At 45.0% G+C, this 20,990-nt stretch carries 15 protein-coding genes; 9 read left to right on the forward strand and 6 right to left on the reverse strand.

The genetic code is table 11. From position 1 onward, the window contains the following. Window positions 1-15: 15 nt before the first annotated feature. Complete coding sequence (locus tag Q4Q54_RS05070; protein WP_311891775.1) at window positions 16-756, reverse strand: class I SAM-dependent methyltransferase; 741 nt, start codon at window positions 754-756, stop codon at window positions 16-18. 154 nt (window positions 757-910) lie between these two features. Here Q4Q54_RS05070 and gloB point away from each other — a divergent pair, with 154 nt between their 5' ends. Together gloB and Q4Q54_RS05080 are read left to right on the forward strand one after the other, a co-directional pair. Next, on the forward strand, window positions 911-1,702 hold the full coding sequence (gloB, locus tag Q4Q54_RS05075; protein WP_311987878.1) for a hydroxyacylglutathione hydrolase: 792 nt from the start codon (window positions 911-913) through the stop codon (window positions 1,700-1,702). A 232-nt stretch (window positions 1,703-1,934) separates the two neighbouring features. Further along, window positions 1,935-3,482: a LysM peptidoglycan-binding domain-containing protein gene (locus Q4Q54_RS05080; RefSeq protein WP_311987879.1), complete on the forward strand. Its 1,548-nt coding sequence runs from the start codon at window positions 1,935-1,937 to the stop codon at window positions 3,480-3,482. A gap of 140 nt (window positions 3,483-3,622) precedes the next feature. Here Q4Q54_RS05080 and Q4Q54_RS05085 read toward each other — a convergent pair whose 3' ends face one another. The 3 genes from Q4Q54_RS05085 to Q4Q54_RS05095 are packed head-to-tail and all read right to left on the reverse strand — an operon-like array spanning window position 3,623 to window position 6,618. Then, window positions 3,623-4,243, reverse strand: a complete 621-nt coding sequence (locus Q4Q54_RS05085) for a BsuPI-related putative proteinase inhibitor (RefSeq protein WP_311987880.1) — start codon at window positions 4,241-4,243, stop codon at window positions 3,623-3,625. Further along, window positions 4,243-6,066: an AsmA family protein gene (locus Q4Q54_RS05090; protein ID WP_311987881.1), complete on the reverse strand. Its 1,824-nt coding sequence runs from the start codon at window positions 6,064-6,066 to the stop codon at window positions 4,243-4,245. Before Q4Q54_RS05090 ends, Q4Q54_RS05085 begins: the two co-directional genes overlap by 1 nt. 57 nt (window positions 6,067-6,123) lie before the next feature. Further along, window positions 6,124-6,618 carry a putative 4-hydroxy-4-methyl-2-oxoglutarate aldolase gene (locus Q4Q54_RS05095; protein ID WP_310803376.1) on the reverse strand — a complete coding sequence of 165 codons (495 nt, stop codon included), beginning with the start codon at window positions 6,616-6,618 and terminating at the stop codon, window positions 6,124-6,126. Window positions 6,619-6,850: 232 nt separating this feature from the next. Here Q4Q54_RS05095 and Q4Q54_RS05100 point away from each other — a divergent pair, with 232 nt between their 5' ends. After that, window positions 6,851-7,171 carry a hypothetical protein gene (locus Q4Q54_RS05100; RefSeq protein WP_006081481.1) on the forward strand — a complete coding sequence of 107 codons (321 nt, stop codon included), beginning with the start codon at window positions 6,851-6,853 and terminating at the stop codon, window positions 7,169-7,171. Between the two features lie 249 nt (window positions 7,172-7,420). Here the strand turns inward: Q4Q54_RS05100 and Q4Q54_RS05105 are convergent, their stop codons facing one another. Further along, window positions 7,421-9,193 (reverse strand): DUF885 domain-containing protein, encoded by a 1,773-nt coding sequence (locus Q4Q54_RS05105; protein ID WP_311987882.1) that lies wholly within the window; start codon window positions 9,191-9,193, stop codon window positions 7,421-7,423. A 305-nt stretch (window positions 9,194-9,498) separates the two neighbouring features. Between Q4Q54_RS05105 and Q4Q54_RS05110 the strand changes: the two genes are divergently transcribed. Together Q4Q54_RS05110 and Q4Q54_RS05115 are read left to right on the forward strand one after the other, a co-directional pair. Continuing rightward, window positions 9,499-10,902 (forward strand): DEAD/DEAH box helicase, encoded by a 1,404-nt coding sequence (locus Q4Q54_RS05110; protein ID WP_107404653.1) that lies wholly within the window; start codon window positions 9,499-9,501, stop codon window positions 10,900-10,902. A 115-nt stretch (window positions 10,903-11,017) separates the two neighbouring features. Next, the gene (locus Q4Q54_RS05115; protein ID WP_006081478.1) at window positions 11,018-11,518 is read left to right on the forward strand and encodes a peptidylprolyl isomerase; all 501 of its coding nucleotides are present in this window, start codon (window positions 11,018-11,020) and stop codon (window positions 11,516-11,518) included. Between the two features lie 344 nt (window positions 11,519-11,862). Here the strand turns inward: Q4Q54_RS05115 and Q4Q54_RS05120 are convergent, their stop codons facing one another. Continuing rightward, window positions 11,863-13,659: a cyanophycinase gene (locus Q4Q54_RS05120; protein ID WP_311987883.1), complete on the reverse strand. Its 1,797-nt coding sequence runs from the start codon at window positions 13,657-13,659 to the stop codon at window positions 11,863-11,865. A gap of 346 nt (window positions 13,660-14,005) precedes the next feature. Between Q4Q54_RS05120 and Q4Q54_RS05125 the strand changes: the two genes are divergently transcribed. The 4 genes from Q4Q54_RS05125 to Q4Q54_RS05140 all read left to right on the forward strand — a co-directional run bounded on the left by Q4Q54_RS05125 (window position 14,006) and on the right by Q4Q54_RS05140 (window position 20,881). After that, on the forward strand, window positions 14,006-16,609 hold the full coding sequence (locus Q4Q54_RS05125) for a TonB-dependent receptor (protein WP_311987884.1): 2,604 nt from the start codon (window positions 14,006-14,008) through the stop codon (window positions 16,607-16,609). Window positions 16,610-16,687: 78 nt separating this feature from the next. Further along, a complete protein-coding gene (gene yfcC, locus Q4Q54_RS05130; RefSeq protein ID WP_311900726.1) occupies window positions 16,688-18,133 on the forward strand; it encodes a putative basic amino acid antiporter YfcC in 1,446 nt (481 codons plus the stop codon). Then, entirely contained in the window at window positions 18,133-19,302 is a 1,170-nt protein-coding gene (gene iadA / locus Q4Q54_RS05135) for a beta-aspartyl-peptidase (protein WP_011846716.1), read from the forward strand. Before yfcC ends, iadA begins: the two co-directional genes overlap by 1 nt. A gap of 607 nt (window positions 19,303-19,909) precedes the next feature. Beyond that, window positions 19,910-20,881 (forward strand): DMT family transporter, encoded by a 972-nt coding sequence (locus tag Q4Q54_RS05140; protein ID WP_311987885.1) that lies wholly within the window; start codon window positions 19,910-19,912, stop codon window positions 20,879-20,881. Window positions 20,882-20,990 lie beyond the last annotated feature (109 nt).

Consider the following 20,990-nt stretch of genomic DNA (forward strand, 5'->3'; position numbering starts at 1 on the left):
TAAAATAGAAAAGGCTTATCCATTTTTCGAATGCTCTGATAAATGCCCTGAACGTCCCGCGGTCGGTGCCGTGGTCCAATTTGTCTGCCGCACCTTACGTTTATCGCGGATAGGCGTGAGTGGCGACTCAAGTTTGCGTGCCACAATCAAATACAAACTGCCCGCGCTAGGCAGCCATGACGCTAAACTCTGTTGAAAAAATTTGCCTTGGGTGAAATCGCCCATTAAAGGGTGATAGACCAAACGTTCATCGCCCACCACTTGATAACCCAATAAACCTAACCAATCTCGCACCCTTGATGGCATAAAGAAGCGGCCATTCCATGGGAGGCAATCCTGATACTTAGGCCACAACTTACCCAAAAATACCGGACTCAAGGGATTAAAACCGATGATAAAAAGATAGCCTCCGGCGATGAGTACCCTGTCGGTTTCGCGAAGAATACGGTAAGGATCGGATTCAAATTCGAGTAATAGACTCATGACCACCGCATCTATCGCCGCATTTTGCAGGGGTAAATGGCAAAAATCACCTTCAATTGAGGCGCCTTGAGATGACGAGAGTGAAAAATGATGGGCCACTGGCGATGCCATACTCGATAATTCGGCACTCAAAGGCCCTAACTTTAACAAATGATAACCAAAGACTCTTGGCCACCAATCTTCAAGCTGCTTAGCAACGGCTTGTTGCAGCGCTTCACCATTGGGCAAGTCGCTCCATTGTTCGGGTTTGAGCTCAGTACTAAAATGCGACACAGAGTTCCTCCGTTAGCTTGGTAGACAAGTATCCAATTGGGTCAAAAATTACTGCCATTTTGCCACAGGGCAAAAGCGGCAAAGGTCGCCAAAGGCTGTTCACTTATGGATAATACCTTTATCTTCAAATTGAAATACAGACATAGGCAGTTCTATGCTCACTATAACAGCGATTAAAGCCTTTAATGACAATTATATCTGGGTGTTACAACAACAGCCGCAAACACAGGTTTATGTTGTCGATCCCGGTGATGCGAATGTAGTTATTGACTATCTCGAGGCCAATCAACTCACGCTCACGGGGATTTTACTGACCCACCACCACAACGACCATACGGGTGGCGTCGCTGAACTTCAAGCCTACAGTCAAGACAGGCTCACGGTCTTTGGCCCAGACAATGAGAAGATTAAAGGCATCACCCATCCACTGCACGCAGCAGCGCAGCCCAGATTAACACTCGGCTATATGAGTAGCGAGCTGCAAGTTTTAGCTGCTCCAGGGCACACAGCAGGACATATTGCCTACGTTATTGAAGATGCCTTATTTTGTGGTGACACCCTCTTTAGCGGTGGCTGCGGACGCTTATTTGAAGGGACGCCAGCGCAAATGCTCGACTCATTGCAGCAACTTGCCAAGCTTCCCGCCGACACTCGGGTGTATTGTGCCCATGAGTACACACTTTCAAACCTCAAATTTGCCCTCGCGGTCAATCCCAACAATCGCGCGCTGCAAGACTATAACGAACGCGCCATACAGCTGCGTCGCCAAGAGAAAGCGACTATCCCCTCCACCATCGCCTTAGAACGCGCCATCAATCCCTTTTTACGTGCCAGCGATACTGAGATTGTTGACAGCATAAAACAGCATTTTAGCGATCTAAATCATGCCAATTTAGACGAACTTAGCAGTTTTACCCTGCTCAGACAGTGGAAAGATAATTTTTGATCACAAAAGCAATATTGTAGATTGAAATTTAAACAGTTTTTCTCATTTTTGATGATGTAAATCAAAAATGGCCTTACATTATGTACGATAATTAAGGGACAAGATCGAAAAGATCCCATAGAATGGCTCGTTTTGCGTGAAAACTTTGCGCGCTGCGTCGTCTTTATCTTCATATAAAACATACTGTTACTATAAAGAAAAGCTATGCACTAACAGAGGACTACCGTTTTCAATGAGAGTATCACTTTATGTTTTTGTAGGGGGATTTGCCCTACTCACAGGATGTCAAACATTAGACAACCATGGCGTTAATCAGACAGAAGTTGAAGCCGTCACAACCGAAAATACAGTCCCAGAATATTACCTCGCAACCGAGGCTCCGTCGGCGCAAATTACCGATGTGTGGGAGCGAATACGTCAAGGTATGCAGTTACCGGTTCCGGATCAAAAATTGGTAAACCAATATCGCGATTGGTACATCAAAAATCCGCAGCATCTAGAGATCATCTCAGAGCGGGCTGCACCTTATATGTACCTGATCGTGGAAGAGCTTGAAAAGCGTCATCTTCCGATTGAGATCGCCCTATTACCTATTATAGAAAGCGCCTTTGATCCATCGGCGTCTTCAGCAAGTGCGGCATCGGGTTTGTGGCAATTCACCACGCCTATGGCCAGCCATTTCGGTTTAGAAATGAACTGGTGGTACGACGGTCGCCGTGATGTGCCCGCTTCAACGACTGCGGCGCTCGACATGTTGGAATATCTTTACGATAAAACCAATAACAATTGGCTTTATGCTATTGCGGCCTATAACTCGGGTGAATCTCGGGTGCTCAATGCGATTAAACGTAACGAGAAGAAAGGCTTAAAAACCGACTTTTGGTCATTGGATTTACCCAGTGAAACCGAACGCTACGTGCCGCAACTGCTTGCGCTGGCAGAAGTCATTAAACACGCCGATGAATATGGCATCACCTTAGCGCCAATCAGCAACAATCCTTCAATTGAAGTAGTTGATATTGATAGCCAAATTGATTTAGCCATGGCGGCAGGTTTAGCAAACATGACCACACTTGAGCTGCAAAAGCTCAATCCTGGTTACAACCGCTGGGCCACTTCGCCACTGGGGCCGCACACTTTAGTATTACCGATTGATAAATCGGAAGAATTTAAGAAAGCGCTCGCCGAAACAGAAACCGAAGATAGGATCAGTTGGCTACGCTACACGATCAAATCAGGTGACAGTATTGGCAAAATTGCGAAGCAGCACCACACGACGATTAATGCAATTCGCGCCGCCAACGGCATGAAAAACAATACCATAGTCGCGGGCAAGCATTTGATTATTCCTGTCGATGCGCAAGACAAACAGCTCTATGCCCTGTCGACTCAGCAACAATTGCCGAAGAAATCGCACGCTGCGACTGAATCGACAAAAATTGCCTATCAGGTTAAGTCTGGTGACACACTTTCTGAAATCGCCCAAGCCCATAAAGTGACAGTGAAACAACTTAGCGTTTGGAACAAATTAGGTAAGAGTGACAAGCTACAAAATGGTCAAAAACTGGTGATCTTAGCGCCGAAAAATCTTGAGCAAACTGCGCAAATTCGCACTGTGAGTTATAAGGTCAAATCCGGTGATTCACTTGCCCGTATCGCCAGCAAATTTAACGTGACTGTGGCCGAGCTATTAGAATGGAATAGCCTAGCGCAATCACAATATTTGCAACCAGGCCAAGTGATTAAATTAGTGGTCGATGAAAGTAAGTTAAACGCATAAGGCTAAACAGGCACATAGTTCGAACTGATTGGTGCAATATAAACCCTTAGCAAGATTGAGCCACAGATAACAAAAAGGCAGCAACCCTATTGGATTGCTGCCTTTTCTATTATGAACTTTCTATATTATAAGAGGCGGCGTTATTCCATCGTCAGTAATAAGACAACAGGCGCCATAACGACGGCATCAGACTCTAATGCTTTAGCGGCAAAATGCGCTTCTAAACGAGCACCGCCAGCGGGTATTCCAGCAAACGCTTTGGGCGGAATGCTAAAGGAAGTGGTGATCACTTTCCCCGCTGCCAATTGGCTATCGCGTAACGCTTGGGTAAACATCATATCATCGGACCATGCCCACAGACGTTTGCCCTCCTGCGTTACCAGCCACAAATCCGCCGTCATCCCTGAGTTGTAACGCAGGCCGACGGCATAGGTTTGTGGATTGGTCACAGTCAACGTCGCCTTAACTGGCTGCTTGAAATCCACAAATGGCTCTAAGGCTAACTCGCCGCGAAGCAGTCCTGGCGAAGCATCAGTCATCATAGGTTCAACCTTTAATGTCGGTGTACTTTTAAGGCCTGAAACATCGAGCGCCAGATCGGCAGCGCGAACAATCTCAGGCTGAACCGCCGCGGCTGTTGTCGTCTCGCCCTTGGTAGACTGACTCGTATCAGCAGCTTCAGGCGCCGAGCACCCAACAAGTTGCCCGCCGACAAAAGCACTCGCGCAAACAAGCAATGCGTAGCGCATTGGAGCAACCATTAGAAACCTCCTAGTTTTTTCAGTAAGGAGTCTTTTAATTTTTCCTTAGCTTTGTCGGTTTCTTCTTTTAACTGATTATTCAGTAACGCTTTAGTATCCAAGGCATATTCAGGTTTTTGGAAAGTCCCGGTAATAGCCAACGGAATGTCAATTCCAGCCAGCGCATCTTTGTCGCTACCGCCCTGACCTTTTAATGAATTCACTAGGCTAGTCGTCAATCTGTAGTCTAAGGCTTCAGTCAATAAATTCGCCGTACCTTTGCCCGCCAAACGCAATAAAGGTGAAGACATAGCAAGATCTGGGTTAGTGGCAACGCCATTATCCAGCGAGAAACTACCGGTCAGACTCGAGAAGTCGGTTTTGCGCTCTTCCTTGGTTTCTGGCGATAAGTTACCCTTTAACTTAGCTTGGGCGCTACGGATCATCTGCGGTATGTTAACCCCGTACAAAGCCCCGTCATTAATATCAAAATGGCCATTGGCTAATAGATTTTTCTTTAACTGCTCAGGGATCAAACTCTTACCTTTACCTTTCACATCAAAGTTGGCCGTACCCGCCAGTAAATCCACATCCGCCGCATCTTTCAACAAAGGACGAATTTGTACACCCGTCACTTTTTTATCGAATTGATAACTTGCCACCGCTTGACGTGCATCGACCTGAGCGCTCACCAGCAACTTACCTTGGTATAAATCCGCATTCAGTTTCGTTAGATCTAACACGCCATTTTTAATTCCCACATCCATCAACCAATTTTGAGTCGACAGATTAGCGACCTTAATAGACTTAACGGTCAACTTGAGTTTTACATCAAGCTGCTTAAGGGCAGAGAGATCAGGCTCAACTGCCGGAGTGCTGGCAGCGGGTGCTTGTTCTGTTGCGGCAGCGGTATCCATTTTAGGTAACAGCGTATCTAAATCGATATCGCCGACTTGAAAATCAGCATTGATTTGCGGAATTTTCGTGGCGTAATTCACGCCAACTTTACCCGCAGCGGTAATGCTCGCCGCGCTAAGCTGCGCAATATCGACGGACAATTGCTGTTTATCCAATGCGATTTGAGTCGCTAAGCTAATCGATGTTTCGAGTTTCTTATTGGGAATACTTTCACCTTCCACCACAGTGTCAATTTTGAGTCCATTGACGACGAGTTGCGTAAAGTCTCGGCTTAGTTTGAGCTCACCTTTGCCTTCGCTGCTTACCGTCATGTCCGGCATAGTTGCACTGAATTCAAAGGCGATGGGCGCAAATTGTTCTAAAGCGAATTCACCTAAGGTGAAGCTTTTTAAGGTAAAGACTTGAGTTTGCTTTTTCGCTTCGTCAATCATATTAATTTGGGTATTGGTGATTGAAATACCGCCAATATTAATATCGTTCAGTTTGGCATTTGAGGAAGTTTCGGCCGCTGGCGTTGCAGCTTTCTTACTATTATCACCACTTAATCCATCAAAACTGCTGGTGCCATTCTTACGAGTCACTAAATTAATGGTTGCGCCATCAAGACTCAGCTCCGCGATTTCAATTTGCTGACTAAACAATGGCATCAACGCCACTTCGGCAACGGCTTTGTTGACTTCTAACATAGCCTTAGGGGTAAAGCCTTCAGGATTAGATAAAGACACGCCCCCTAAATTAATGCCGATAACAGGGAAAAAGGTCCAGGATAAATCGTCAGTAATGACTAATTCACGACCCGTTTGTTTTTTGACGGCATCAACTATTTCAGGTTTAAAATCATTAGGGTCGAAAAATACGGTAAGATAAACGGTGACTAAAAGAATGAGCGTCACCACTAAGGCCAGGAGCCACTTAATGAATTTCATATAAATATCCTTATCAAAAACAACTTGAATTTAAAGCTACTAATTCATTTAAAAATGTTAATTTAAAAATGCAAAGTTCAACATCTCATCACTTACTGCAATACCATTTTCATCGGCATACAGCATCATACCGGGCTTAACCATTACGCCGCCCATATCTACAGCAACATTAATTTGGCCTTGACCTAACTTCTCGGTTTTTATCGGCATGGCACCTAAGGCATAAACACCTAAACTAAAAGTATTTAATCGGGCTACATCACGAACACAACCATTGATCACTATCCCTTGCCAGCCATTATCTAGTGCGCTTTGCGCAATGAGATCGCCTAACAATGCGCGGCGCAGAGAGCCGCCCCCATCGACAACCAAAACTTTTCCTTGCCCATCCTGTGCAAGTATTTCTTTTACCTTAGAATTATCTTCAAAACACTTGACTGTGACTATCTCGCCCCAAAAGAGCCGCTTACCGCCATAGGGTTTAAATTCGAGGGGAAGTAACTGTAATTTAGACGGATAGTGGTCAAATAAATCTGGTAGTAGATCAAGCATTTGAATCTCCATAATAGCCTATCACTTTAGACTACCCATAATTGTAGACCCCGACAAGGTCAAAGCAAAAATCAGCGAATTTTTTATTTAATTTTAACCAGCAAAGGCTTGGTGTATATTGGCATAGGCACTATAATCTGCGATAGTTAACGTCCTATGACACCCTTTAATGTTTCATAAGAAAGTTTCATCAATCTGTTCTCACACCTCTTTGTTATAAAGCGAAAACCAAATGACTACTGATCTTGATTTGCAGAGCGCAATCGCGGCTCTAGATGAATATGGATATGATAAAAAAGTCTCAACGGATCTTGAGCAAGCACGTAACAAGCAACAAATGGGTAAATATATTAAATCCCTCGACTATAGTTTACGTCGATTATTGATATTACAAGAAACAGTTAACGAGTTAGTTGAAGAAAAGAAACATCAATTAGCCCAGCAAGAAAACATTCAAACCTACAAAACAAAAATCATTAACTTGTCGAGAGAATTTAACATTTCTTACGATGAAGTCTTAGCGCTGATGACATCATCTAAATCTAAGAATTAAACATAACGCTATTCTGCTCTATCATTAAGCCGTCAATTTTTTCGGCTAACACCTGCATATGCCATATAACGAAATATATAATTTTTCAGTTATATGGCAATAGGATCTGCTTGCCATTATTTGCTGAGTGTTAACGATTTCATTTCATCAGTAACTGTATTGACTTCACTTCCTCACGGTAATGTGTGCAACGATTCGGCATAAAAAAAGCAGAGCCTGAGCTCTGCTAATTTATATCAATATGCGAACTTATTTGTTTTGCATTAATTGACGAATATATTTCACTGGCGCGCTGCCGTAACTCAAGAATTGTTCGTGGAAGGTTTTAAGATCAAAATCTTTGCCTTGCGCTTTCTTGTATTCGTCACGGAAATCATAGATTTCACGATAACCAGAATAGTAGCTCGTCAGCTGAACTTGGCTAAGCGTGGCGCGGCGCCACTTGCCTTCGGCTTCTGCCTGCTGTTGGAAGGCTTCGTTCATCATCAGGGCGATGGCTTGCTCTTCGGTCATGCCTTTCACATGGATGCTGTAATCCAAAATAGTGTTACAGATAACACGTAAATTCCACTTGTAGTACATCAGCCACATTTCAAGCTCAAAATTACCATAACCTTCTTCGAGCATCATGCGTTCGGTATATACCGCCCAGCCTTCGACCATAGCGCCATTACCGAATAAACTTTTCACTAAACTCGGTGATTGGTTCGAGTAAACTAATTGAGTGTAGTGCCCAGGGATAGCTTCATGAATATTGAGGATTTGCAGGATCCAGTGATTATATTCACGTAAATAACTCTCGGCAGACGCATCACTCATACCATCGAGCGGCGTCACGTTGTAATAAGTATTACCAGATTTATCGTAAGGTCCTGGTGCACTAATAGAAGCACCAGCATAACCACGCATATATTCGGGTGTTTCACGGACGACAAGTGGCTTTTTAGGATCTAATGTGACTAGGTTTTTCTTATTTACAAATTCAATTAACTCTGGAATCTGCTTACGCACTTCATTCACGAATTCATCGCGCTGAACATGCTGAGTCGATAATTTATCGATTAACTGGCGAATAGCGAGCTTACTGTCAGCAGGTTTTGGCGTAGTAAAATATTTAGGCCATAACTTATCGGTAATTTTTGCCATTTCCCCTTGAACACGGTCTTTATCGGCCACGGCTTTTTGATACAGCTGTTTTGCTGTCATGCCCGCTTGGATATCAAAGGCAAATTTTTGCTCGTATAGTTCCTCGCCAATTCTAAAACTACGGGCACCGTCTTTTTTGAGTTGAACCATTAATCTGTCTAACCAAGCGATATGGCCGTTAATCGCGGCAGTGGCAGCATCAAAACGCGTTTTAAATAACGCTTTTTCCGTAGCCGTCAGACCAGAATCGGCGACCTGTTTTAATAAGTCATCGGAAAACACCGAAAATGCACCTTGGTTTTGCATCACGGCTAATTCGGTATGTTCCAATGTCGGCTTGCTAATGTTTGCCTGCGCGGCTGCATAATAAGTTGGTACATTTTCTAAACGCGCTAATACAGAACGTAATCTGTCATCTAATGGGGCAAAGTTTTCATTGATGATTTGGGCAAAACCGCCCGATACGTTGTAGCTTGAAGGATCCCACTGCCAAGATTTAAAACTGTCAATTTCCCATGCCATACTGCCGAGTAAATTGTCGATCAGATGATAATCAATCAGTTCATTCGGCGTCAGGGACTTTTGCTCGAACTGGGTCAATTTGGCTTGTTGTGCTTTCACAAACGCTAGTGTTTTCGCACGACCTGCCGCATCGGGGATTTCAAGGTAGCCATCATTAACATGCTTGCCACTGTATAAGGCCCACGTCGGTGATAATTCCCACAATGAATCAATAAAGGATACTGAAAATTGCTCAAATGACTGGGCTTTAACTTCAGCCGCAACCACAGGCTTGGTTTGACTCGTATGGGATTGACAACCAGCAAGGCCGGCCAGCGATAACACTATCGCAAGGGAAATAGCGGATTTTTTCATTATTATGGGTCCTTTGTTGATATTTAACAGGCATGCAAAAATTACCTAAGTTAATCATATTGTCCCAATAATTGCAGCAGTGTTAGCCGTGAATACATCTACGGTTACAAAATTGTGAGTTATCGATATTTATGCCACTTACTCTATTCGAGTTAAAATCCCTGCTCTACTAAACATACTCAGATAATGATAATCGCCTATTCTGTTTCACCTCCTGCTATAATATCACCCTGCTCCGCTGTTAACGCGTTGGCGTAACAGTTTGCTTATACATTATTGACCTGACCCTTTACCTGAGACATTCAATGCCATTTTCCAAACTTGGATTAAGCGATCCGATTTTAAGAGCCATCACTGAGCTCGGCTATTCACAACCTACTCCAATCCAAGAAAAAGCCATTCCGGTGATCTTGAAAGGTAAAAACCTGCTGGCTGGCGCGCAAACGGGTACAGGTAAAACCGCCAGTTTTGTGTTGCCAATACTGCAAATGTTTGCCGATATGCCGAAAATTCGGGCTAAACGCGTTCGCGCCTTGATCTTAACGCCAACCCGCGAATTGGCCGTTCAGGTAGAAGACAATATTGCCAAATACGCAAAATACCTGCCGCTGACATCTATGGCCATGTATGGTGGCGTCGATGCCGCACCACAGAAACAACGCCTTATCGAAGGCGTCGATATTCTGGTAGCGACCCCCGGTAGATTGCTCGATATGTACACCCAAAGAGCGATTCATTTCGATGAAATCTCGGTATTAGTCCTAGACGAAGCCGATAGAATGCTCGATATGGGATTTATCGAAGACATCAATAAAATCATCGAACGTCTGCCAACAGAACGCCAAAATCTGTTGTTTTCGGCAACCTTATCTAAGCAAGTGCGCTTTTTAGCGAAAACAGCGGTTGAAAACCCTGTTGAGATTGAAATTGCCCGCGACAGTGCGAACGCACCGCAAATCGACCAATGGTTGATCACTGTCGATAAAGATAAAAAGTCTGCCCTGTTAAGCAAACTCATCACTGAGCAAGCTTGGGAACAGGCACTGATCTTTATCCAGACTAAACAAGGTGCCGCCAAACTGGTCAGCCAACTCGAAAAACGCGGTATTGCCGCCGAAGCCATTCACAGTGGTCGCAGCCAAGCGGTACGCGAGCAATTATTAGTCGATTTCAAGTCCGGAAGACTGCGCTTTTTAGTTGCGACCGGCGTGGCTTCTCGCGGTATCGATATCGACGCCCTTACCCGCGTGGTCAACTATGATCTGCCCGATGAAGCCGATGATTATATTCACCGTATTGGCCGAACCGGCCGTGCTGGCGCCTGCGGCGAAGCCATCTCCTTTGTTTCCAAAGATGATTTTAGAAACCTATGTGCTATCGAGCGCCGTTTAGGCCACATCATAGTGCGTAAAGAAATTGAAGGCTTTGTGCCGAACAAAGAAGTGCCAGTTTCTATCCTCGACTTTGTGCCGAAAAATACCACGCCAAAAACCTTTAAAGCCCGCGCACCTGAGGCCAGAACCTCACGCCCCGCGAAAGAAGGCTCCTTTGAAACCGCCCATGCGAAAAAGCATCGCAGTGCTAAATCTAAGCCGGAGGCAAAAGCCACTGTAGCGCGTCCACAATCCGCGCAGACTGATAACAGTAGCGAGACTACGGGTCGCAGTGCGCCCTTTAATCCGTGGAACAGTGGTTCTAAAACGAACTGATGGCCTAATACAAAATCATGATCCCGTACAAAGTCGCGATCCCGTATAAAGTTATGATCTAGTACCAGTCGTGACTTATTAGAAGTAGAAACTCATTAAGATAGAAGATATTAGCATGATTACATTCAGCACCAATTTAGGCGACATCACCATAGCACTCGACTTTGAACATGCGCCTGTCAGTTCAAAAAACTTTGTCCGCTATTGTGAAGAAGGCTTCTTTGAGCACACGATTTTTCATCGAGTGATCAAAGGCTTTATGATCCAAGGCGGCGGATTTACCGCAAAAATGAAAGAAAAGCCGACCCACGAGCCTATCGTGAACGAAGCCAACAAAGGCCTAAGTAACACCATAGGCACTATCGCTATGGCTCGCACCGATGCGCCTCATTCGGCCACGGCGCAGTTCTTCATTAACACCGCCAATAATGATTTTTTAGACCACACGGCCACCACCAATAACGGTTGGGGTTATGCGGTATTTGGTAAAGTCACAGCGGGAATGGACATTATCCAACAGATTGAAAAAGTCAAAACCACCACTGTCGCCGGCCACGAAGACGTGCCCCGCGAACCCATCGTTATCGAGAAAGTGACGATTAATATCCAAAGCTGATCGTTAAAACGATAAGACTTTTCTTTTTAAATAATGAATCGCTCAGTTTTGGCTGAGCGATTCATTATTTTTAGTAGCGGTTTTTAAAATTAATTAGTTCGCAAAAAAATCATACTTAATAAATGCTGCTTAATATAAATTTACTTTACCTAATTTAACCTCAATCACTTAACTTAAAACTTACTTAAAGTAAAAAATCTTAAATTATAGCTTCTTAACTTAAAATCAGTAGATTAATTATCCTCTCACGTTTTAAAATCTATCTAATATACACTCAATCTTAATCAATTTAGCCTATCCTATTGATATCATAGCCATACCACTACAATTAATTCAACTCACTGTCATTGTTCTAACGCTTTTAGTGTTAACCCCATCGATTGATATCCGTGTTCTTGATCTAAAATACCTTGGCAGCTTAATGCCGCCATTGGAGAAATAGTTAATTCGTACTTATCACTCAGTGATGTTGAATATATACCTTGCCGGCACGCATTGCTGACCCAAGTAAAAAAGTCACTCTGCTTACTCATTATTGGCGTCAATTTGGCAGTCTGAGCTAGGCGGATATGAGTCAAATGCTCACCAGTGGTTTCAATTTCAGCATAGGAACCCGGAGTGAGATAGTGCGAAACCGCATTTATTTCAGAGTTAGCTTGGCTTTGTTTCAATCGCCCAACTTGCGCTAATGCCCATACTCCATGCTCACCGACCACTGAGAGCGAACGATGTGATAAATCGACCAATAATGCTGTATTTTCATCGACGCCAAATGCCATTTTGCTATCGGCATTGGCGCTAAGGAGCAAGAGTCTTAAATAACGGTCTCGTTGTGAAAAGTGTGTGTCGGGTATACCAAAGGGGAAAAATCCAAGCCCACCTTGCTCGCGATAAGTGACCGCCGTTGCAGGAACTGAGGCATCACAATTAGCGACTTCACAACGCTCACTTGGCGCCTCGGTCGCGAAAACGCCAAAACTCAGAGCCCCCTCACTCGTGCCGCCGGTGATCATATTTTTATCAGCCATCACAACAGTGCCAGCGCTGGTGCCACCGATGACAATTTCTTGTTTGGAAAGACGTTTCTTGATGATGGTTAATGCTTCACTGGGTGATTCATCCGGCGTCGTCCAAGCCTTTAAAGTCAAACTCTGATCGCCGCCATTTAAAAAGAGTCCGTCGATTTGATTAAGCAATTGATAGAGTTTAATGGGGCTGGCACAGAAATCCTTTTGTAGCTCAACTTGCTTTGGATAAAGCCTCGCCCTATCCGTATTACCTTGTATTTGCTGTCTAAACATTTCGAGTTGGTCACACTGACGGGTAGCGATACCGGCTTGCAACGCTGCATCTAAAGGCAGCCAAATAACCTCGGCCCCCATTTGCTCAAATACGCTGACATAGTAATCGGCCGCTTCAAAGGGATCGCGCGCAGAGGCGGTCACAACGGCGATCAGTGGACGTTTGGCATTGGGGTTACTTTGCTGGCGCTTTGCTAACGCTTGCTGCGTAAATAATTGATAAAGCGTCGCGGCATGAGAATTGGTTGTGGAATCAAGTAACACTTGTTCTTGTAACAGCGTGCCGTCAACAAGCATTTGCTTTTCTTCAAGTAAATCCAGCAGTGTGTAATATTCTTGGTCGCTCAAATGCGCCAGAAATTGCTTATCTATCTTTGCAATGGCTTGTTCAAGGTTTGCCAAGGTTAAGCTGTCACTATGTAAAAGGCCAAGCGAACGGCCAATTTCAACATCGCTATTTTTAAGACTGTTACTGACAGGAGGAAGTGCTTTAGCCGCTTGCCGTAATATCGTTTTTTGTTGCTCGTTTAACGACTGTAATCTTGGGTGTTTAAGTGCACGTTCGAGCCACGAAACGTTGAACACATAACGTGTTTCGCGTTTGGCATCGACTGAGAATTTGACTTCCGATTGGCAATTTTCTGGAGCTTGAGAGCTGCAGGTTTTCATCCCTCCGCCCACCAGCATAAGATCAAATGGTTGATGAGTGGGTATCGATAAACTCAGGGATTTCACTGGCGCTGACTGCGAGCTTGGGACGATAAATAGCAAAAGAGCAAAGAAAGAAATACTTAAGCTATTGAGCAAAAAAGATAAGTTTTTTAAGTAACGATTTTTCATAGTGGCACTCAATAAAAAGTGTGCGCCATGTATTGACTCAATGCTCATGTTACGGATAGTCTTTTAACAGGTCAATAACAAAAGACTTCAATTTATTACATGAAAACAGAAACAACTCTTTTCCAAAGATACCACTACCGCACCTGGTATCTGTCCGAATGGTGGGACGAATAACCGCTAAACACCTTGTGTTTGGTGGAGTCTAGTCTAGCCGTCTTACTCCCCTCTCAATCATTTGATTGACGTTGCGCTTTCTGCAAAACATTAACTAATGCCATGCGTATTGACTCACGCGCAGCTTAGCCACGTCTAAAAATTCTAATAAGAGATTTATCGGGAGCTTATCATGAGAAGTTCTGTATTTTTGTGCGCTGTTTTTGGGTTGGCCTTGTCGCCCGTTGCTTTAGCTGTAGCCAATGAACTAGAAAAAACAACTGAGCAACCTGCCGCAGATGCACCGGTCGAGCGTGTCGCAGTCACAGGTTCACGCCTAAAAGGGGTGGATATGGAAGGCGCCAATCCACTACAAAGTTTCACCCAAGATGACATCACTAAACGCGGTTACGAGAGTGTGAGTGAGTTTCTACGCGATCTCCCCCAAGCTTCAAGTGCGGGGACTTTCTCGGAAACAGGGGGTGTCGGTGGAGCCGATGGAGCACCAGCTGGCGCATCCGGTGTCAGTTTGCGCGGATTGGGTTCAAGCTCAACCTTAGTGCTAGTCAATGGCCGAAGAGTCGCCGTTGATTCATTCTCTAATGGTTCTGACTCGTTTGTGAACGTCAATTCAATCCCTTTATCTGCCATTGAACGCATCGATGTGTTAACCGATGGCGCATCGTCCATCTATGGTTCGGATGCCATTGCTGGGGTGATTAACTTTATCCTCCGTAAGGATTTTGTCGGGCATGAGCTCAGTGCCCAATATGGGGATGATACTTCTGATCACGATGCCAGCCGTAAGAATCTGACCTACGCTGGCGGCTTTGCGACAGAAAACAGCAATACTACGGTTGTAGTCGATTATGCGACGCGAAACGCCATCTTTAATAGCGATAGACCCGTCAATGTCACCTTTGAGTCCAGTACTCGTATGACCATAGATGGTGAAGATTACGCTGAGTCTTGGTGTGGCGATGATACCCAAAAAAGTGGTACACGTTGCAATTATGACTATGTTATTCAACGCGCTATCCAACCTGACTTTGACAATATAGGCACGACCTTTAATCATATTTATCGTCTAGATAATGGATTGGAGTTTTTTGCTGAAGGCATGTATCAAAAGAATACCGGTTCAGCCTATGAGGCGCCTGCGGGATATACAGTGGATATTGCTGGTGATTCTGCCAACATTCCCCAGTATGTTCACGACATTGACATGCTAGATGGCAGTGTCAGCGACGTTATCACTGTTCGAACTCGTTTCCCTGAGCGTCGAGTACAGGAATATGACACTCAGAGCTATCGAGTCCTCGCTGGACTGCGCGGTGAACTTGCCGACTGGAGCTGGGAAACCGCGGCGAGTTATGGCAAATCTACAAACGAAATCACCAATGTTGCTGGCTATATGAATGCCACTAAACTGGATGCCGCCGTCGCGGCGGATGAATTTAATCCGTTCAATTTAGGCCGTGATAGTAGCGCGGCACAAATTGCTGCCCTGCGCGATCCCGGCATGCGTAAAGGTGAATCAGAGGTGTTGTCGCTGGATTTTAATATCAGTGGCGATTTGTTTGCATTGCCCGCAGGTACAGTAAGCTCGGTTTTTGGTGGAGAGCTGCGAAAAGAGCAAATATTTGATAGGCCATCTATCAACGCCGTTAAAAACGAAATTATCGGCTTAGGCGCAAGCGATGCCGAAGCAGACCGGACGCAATATGCTGTGTATGGCGAGTTTAATTTCCCCATTACCGACACCTTAGATGTGATCGCAGCTTTACGTTACGACCACTATAGTGACTTTGGTGGTGATGTTAACCCTAAAATATCAATGCGTTATCGCCCACTTGAGGACTTAGTATTAAGGGCGTCATGGAGTACAGGTTTTAGAGCCCCTTCCTTATCCCAATTAGGCGCAGGGACGTCGCTCAGCAGCCAGTATATCAATTGCGGTTCGGCTGAACCTTACAATGCCTTATGCGGTACTGCTGGCGCCGAGTTTGGCGAACTCGAGTTTGACCAAGAAACCATAGGCAATAAGGATTTATCCGCAGAAAAGTCTGCCGCCATTAACGTTGGCGTCTCTTGGAACCTCACCGAAGCACTACAATTGACTGTCGATTACTGGCGCTATGAGCACGATGATATTGTTGATATTGATGCCAACACCACCTTAGACGCCTGTATTAAAGACAGTACAAAAATCGTGACTAGCGTTGCAGAACTGGGGGATGAATTCGGCTGTGTTGTTGATGGCCAAGGGGATATCAGCTTCTTACGCACTGGCTATTTTAACGTCGGCAATCAAAATACTGATGGCGTCGACTACAAGCTAGATTATCGCTTAGACACTGAAACCGCAGGTGAATTTAAGTTTTATGTTGCGGGCACTGAAACCCTATCGTTTGAAAGACAAGTCACACCTTCAACCCCAGTGGAAGATTTATTAGGGCGGTTAAGTGGCGCCTCAGAAATTGCTCGCCCTGAAAGCGTGCTTGATCTAGGAACCGACTGGCAGCTCAACGATTGGAGTGCCAGTTTATCGGGTCACTACATCAGTTCATTGGGTGATGGTGACTTTAAATTTGATAACGAAACCGTCGACAGTTGGCTCACCTTCAGTGCGAGCCTTGGTTATGAGTTAAATGAGCACCATAGCTTTTTGGTGTCAGTGCGTAACCTAACAGATGAAGAACCGCCCTACGCCTCCTCTCCAACCAATGGCTATGCAAGCTCAGTCCATGATTGGTTAGGCCGTCGCTGGAACGTACGTTATACCTTCAAGTTTTAATGTACTGACTTGAGGCATTGGCCGCAGCGTTTAATTGTGGCCAATGCCTTGTTCTGACCCTTTATAAAGGCACATAGGATGAAATTACCTACTGCAAGGGCAATGCCCGACGCTTTTGTTATTTTATTTTTTATCGTTTTAGCCGCCGCAATAAGCAGTTACCTGTTTCCAGCGGGTTGGTTTGCTATGGTCGATATCGTTGATAGCACTGGCAACATCACTCAAAGAATCGATCCACAACAGTTTTTCATGACATACGATAACACGCATCATGTCAGTCTATTTTCAGCCAACGACAAAACGGGGCTGACCAATTTTGCCTTCGACGGCATGACATCAGGCGATCGCATGGGCTCGGCCGTTGGCGTCATGGCATTTATCCTTATCGTGGGGGGTGCCTTTGGTGTCGTCATGGACACTGGCGCCATTACTCATTGCATTATGGCGATGATCGCCAAACTGCAGCGCAGCCAAGTATTACTGATCCCATTACTGTTTATAATATTTTCATTAAGCGGCGCGATATACGGCATGAGTGAAGAGGCCATTGCATTTTGCATTGTACTGTTACCGCTTTTTCAGGCTTTAGGTTATTCAGCAGCAACTGTGGTCATGGTCACCTACTTATCCACCCAAATTGGATTTGCTACCTCATGGATGAATCCATTTAGCGTGGCCATTGCGCAAGGGATAGCCGGTGTACCTTTAATGTCTGGCGCTGGTTTACGGATTGCAGCTTGGTTTGTGTTCACTGTTGTCGGCTTAGTTTTTACCCTGCGCTACGCTAAAAAACATCGCTCAGCAGTGGATGCCACACTCGTGCATACTAACGATAATCCATTGAATAATAAATGTTCTTCCTTTGACATTCTCGTGTTACTTTGTTTACTCGGCGTAATTATGTGGGTGATTTGGGGAGTGATAAGCCATGGCTATTATATTCCGCAAATCGCAAGTCAATTTTTTGCACTGGCCTTGGTTGTTGGGCTGATTGCCGTTATTTGGCGAAAACGTAGCTTGAACCAAATCTCAAATGCCTTTCAAAAAGGCGCCAGTGAATTGTTACCCGCCGCTATGATTGTGGGATTCGCCAAAGGTGTGGTGTTATTGCTTGGCGGCGATGACCCACAACAGCCCTCTATTCTTAACACTGCCTTACATTATGCCGGCGAGTCCTTGGCAACGTTACCTGATGTCACCTCTGCCATTGTTATGTATATATTTCAATCTATTATGAATTTCTTTGTCGCATCAGGTTCCGGTCAAGCCGCCCTGACCATGCCTATCATGGCGCCGCTTTCCGATATTGCAGGCGTCACCCGCCAAGTATCAGTGCTTTGTTTTCAGTTTGGTGATGGACTGACAAATTTAGTGATCCCCACTTCAGCCTCATTAATGGGTTGTTTAGGTGTGGCTAAAATTTCATACGCTCAATGGCTTGCGCTTGTTTGGCGCTTTCAACTATTACTGACCTTGATGGCCAGTGCCGTCATTTTATTTGCCGTTATTACAGGATATAGCTGATGTTAACTTTAATCCGTAACGCCGCCGTTTATGCGCCGCAGTTTTTAGGGCTACGCGACGTGTTATTTTGCGAGGCGAAAGTCCTTAAAATCGCCCCCGTCATTGATCTTAAGCATGCAGACTTAGTCACAATCATCGAAGCCAATGGCCGCCCTTTAATCCCAGGTTTAGTGGACCCCTTAGTGCATATCACAGGCGGTGGCGGTGAAGGCGGTTACCACACGCGTACCCCAGAGATGCAACTAACAGATGCCAGCCTTGCAGGGGTCACTACGCTCGTCGCAGCATTGGGAACAGACGCCATTAGCCGCAGTTTGAACGAACTTGTCGTCAAGGCTAAAGCGCTCACATACGAAGGCTTGTCTGTCTTTTGCTACACTGGCTCCTACGAGTACCCTGTAAAGACCCTTACTGGCGATGTCACCCAAGATCTGGTGTTAATCGACAATGTTATTGGTGTGGGTGAAATTGCAATTGCAGATCATCGAGGCTCACAACTCACAGTGCCAGAACTCGCCAGAGTCGCAGCACAAAGCCGCGTCGGCGGCATGCTCAGCGGTAAAGGCGGCATAGTATTTGTGCATGTGGGCGATGGTGCGAGTGGTATTCAAATATTGCATCTCATCGCGCAGCAATCAGATATCCCTTTAACGCAGTTCTATCCCACTCACATGAATCGCTCCCAGCAGCTATTAGAGCAAGGGATTGAATTTGCACGACAAGGTGGGGTTATCGATTTCACGACGTCGACCAATACTCAGTATCTAAACGAGGGTGAAGTCGCGGTCGTTAATGCGGTCCATTTTGCAATCTCGCAAGGTGTTAACTTGAGTCAAATCAGCTTAAGTTCCGACGGAAATGCTAGCCTGCCCATATTTAGTTCTGACGGGGAATGTATTGGAATAGAAATGGGTAAAGTCAGCAGCCTATTTGAAGCACTAGTGGCTTTAATTAACAGTGGTTTAACCCTCGAACAAGTGCTTCCTTTAGTGACCTCAAATGCCGCTCGCGTGCTCAAGCTAAAAACCAAGGGCGGAATAAGCGAAACACACGATGCCGACTTTGTGTTATTAACGGACAATTTTAATATCGATAAAGTATGGAGCAAAGGGCAACTACTCGTTGATGAAGGTAACGCGCTGAAATGGGGAACATTTGAATCGCATTAACTCAATAATGGCGCACGCCGCGCGCGTGCACCACACTCATTAACTATGGGCAATGCGAGTAGATGACTCGCAAACAGAGAGCATCAAGCACATTTTCTCAAGGTGAAAGCAGTTTGCATTAGTAAGCGCACTCCGATCATCGCTGATTGACTGACATTTTAAAACGCGCAACGTTACGCCATCGAGACCCGAACTGCACCATTACAGTTACCGCGCTTTAGCCAAACTATCCCATAAAAACTGGGCATCTTATTGCCCTATTTAGGAAAAGTATTTTATATTCAGCAGATTAACGCCACTGCCAAACAGCTTGTTCTCTATCCTCTTTACAGATATTGGACCTACAAGATACGCGTAACGGCGTTAGGCTAAATTAACCATCTGATATAGATGAAAAAGCCATTTCTGTATCTATTATAGTGTCTTGCTTACTCTTATTATCCCCTTTCTTTTCAAGCCCAAGAACACTGCGAACTTAGGTTGCTAATCCGATTAGGATGAGCAAAGAAAGCCTGCTGTAGCGCGCATAAAATGCTGTTTAACTTAGAGCGCAGGATGTTTAACTCGAGTCACATGATGTTTAACTTGGGTCACAATAAGCTATACCATGACTTCAGCGGACTGCTCCATCGAGCCAACACTCTTAAGTCGATACTTTTTCACAGACACTGTCTACACATGTTGGGAAGATATTTTGAATAATACAAAAGGTAGTCTGTTTATGGTGGCTGCGATGGCAGCATTTTCTATTGAAGACATGCTCATCAAATCTGCAGCAGAAACCACCTCTATCGGCCTCATTCTAGCGTTATTTGGCCTCGGTGGGATGTTGATTTTTATACTGTTAACTTGGCGTAAGGGCGAAACTGTGCTTCACCCTGCGGCATTGTCGAGACCCATATTATTACGCGCACTGTGTGAAGTTATCGGCCGATTCTGTTTTGCTTTAGCTATCACCTTAACACCACTATCAAGTGCATCCGCTATTTTGCAAGCCACACCTCTAATAGCCATGATTGGCGCAGCCTTGTTGTTCAGTGAACAAGTCGGTCATAAAAGATGGCTTGCGGTATGGGTTGGTTTTGTGGGCGTACTGATGATCATTCGCCCAGGGCTTGATGGCTTTGAAGCCACCTCTTTATTTGCCGTTATCGCTACCTTAGGTTTTGCAGGCCGCGATTTAGCAACCCGTGCCGCATCACCCGTGTTATCGAACATGCAACTCGGGGTGTATGGCTTTTTTGTGTTAATTCCGACAGGCTTAACCATACTGATGTACCAAAATGAGCCCTTACAGTTTAGTACCACTGCGGCAACACAAATTCTGGGAGCCATCGTCTTTGGTGTCATGGCCTACAATGCGCTGACAATCGCGATGCGCGCTGGGGATGTCTCGGTAGTCAGTCCCTTTCGGTATACACGTTTACTGTTTGCCTTAGCATTAGGCATATTAATATTTGGCGAATCACCAGATTTACTGACAATTCTAGGGAGCTTACTCGTAGTATTAAGTGGTGGCTATACCTTAGTCCAAACGCGTAAAAGAACCACGACGAATAACATACCTAATGCGTCATGAGATGAGGAAAGTAATAGCATTAATTGAAATCTCAGCTAAATTCTTCGCAAGTAGACAGACTCGACAAGGCGCAGAAACAAGCGCGACACAATCAACCTAGATTCAGCCT

It is taken from the genome of Shewanella sp. SP2S2-4 (assembly GCF_031932025.1).
GTDB lineage: Bacteria > Pseudomonadota > Gammaproteobacteria > Enterobacterales > Shewanellaceae > Shewanella > Shewanella baltica.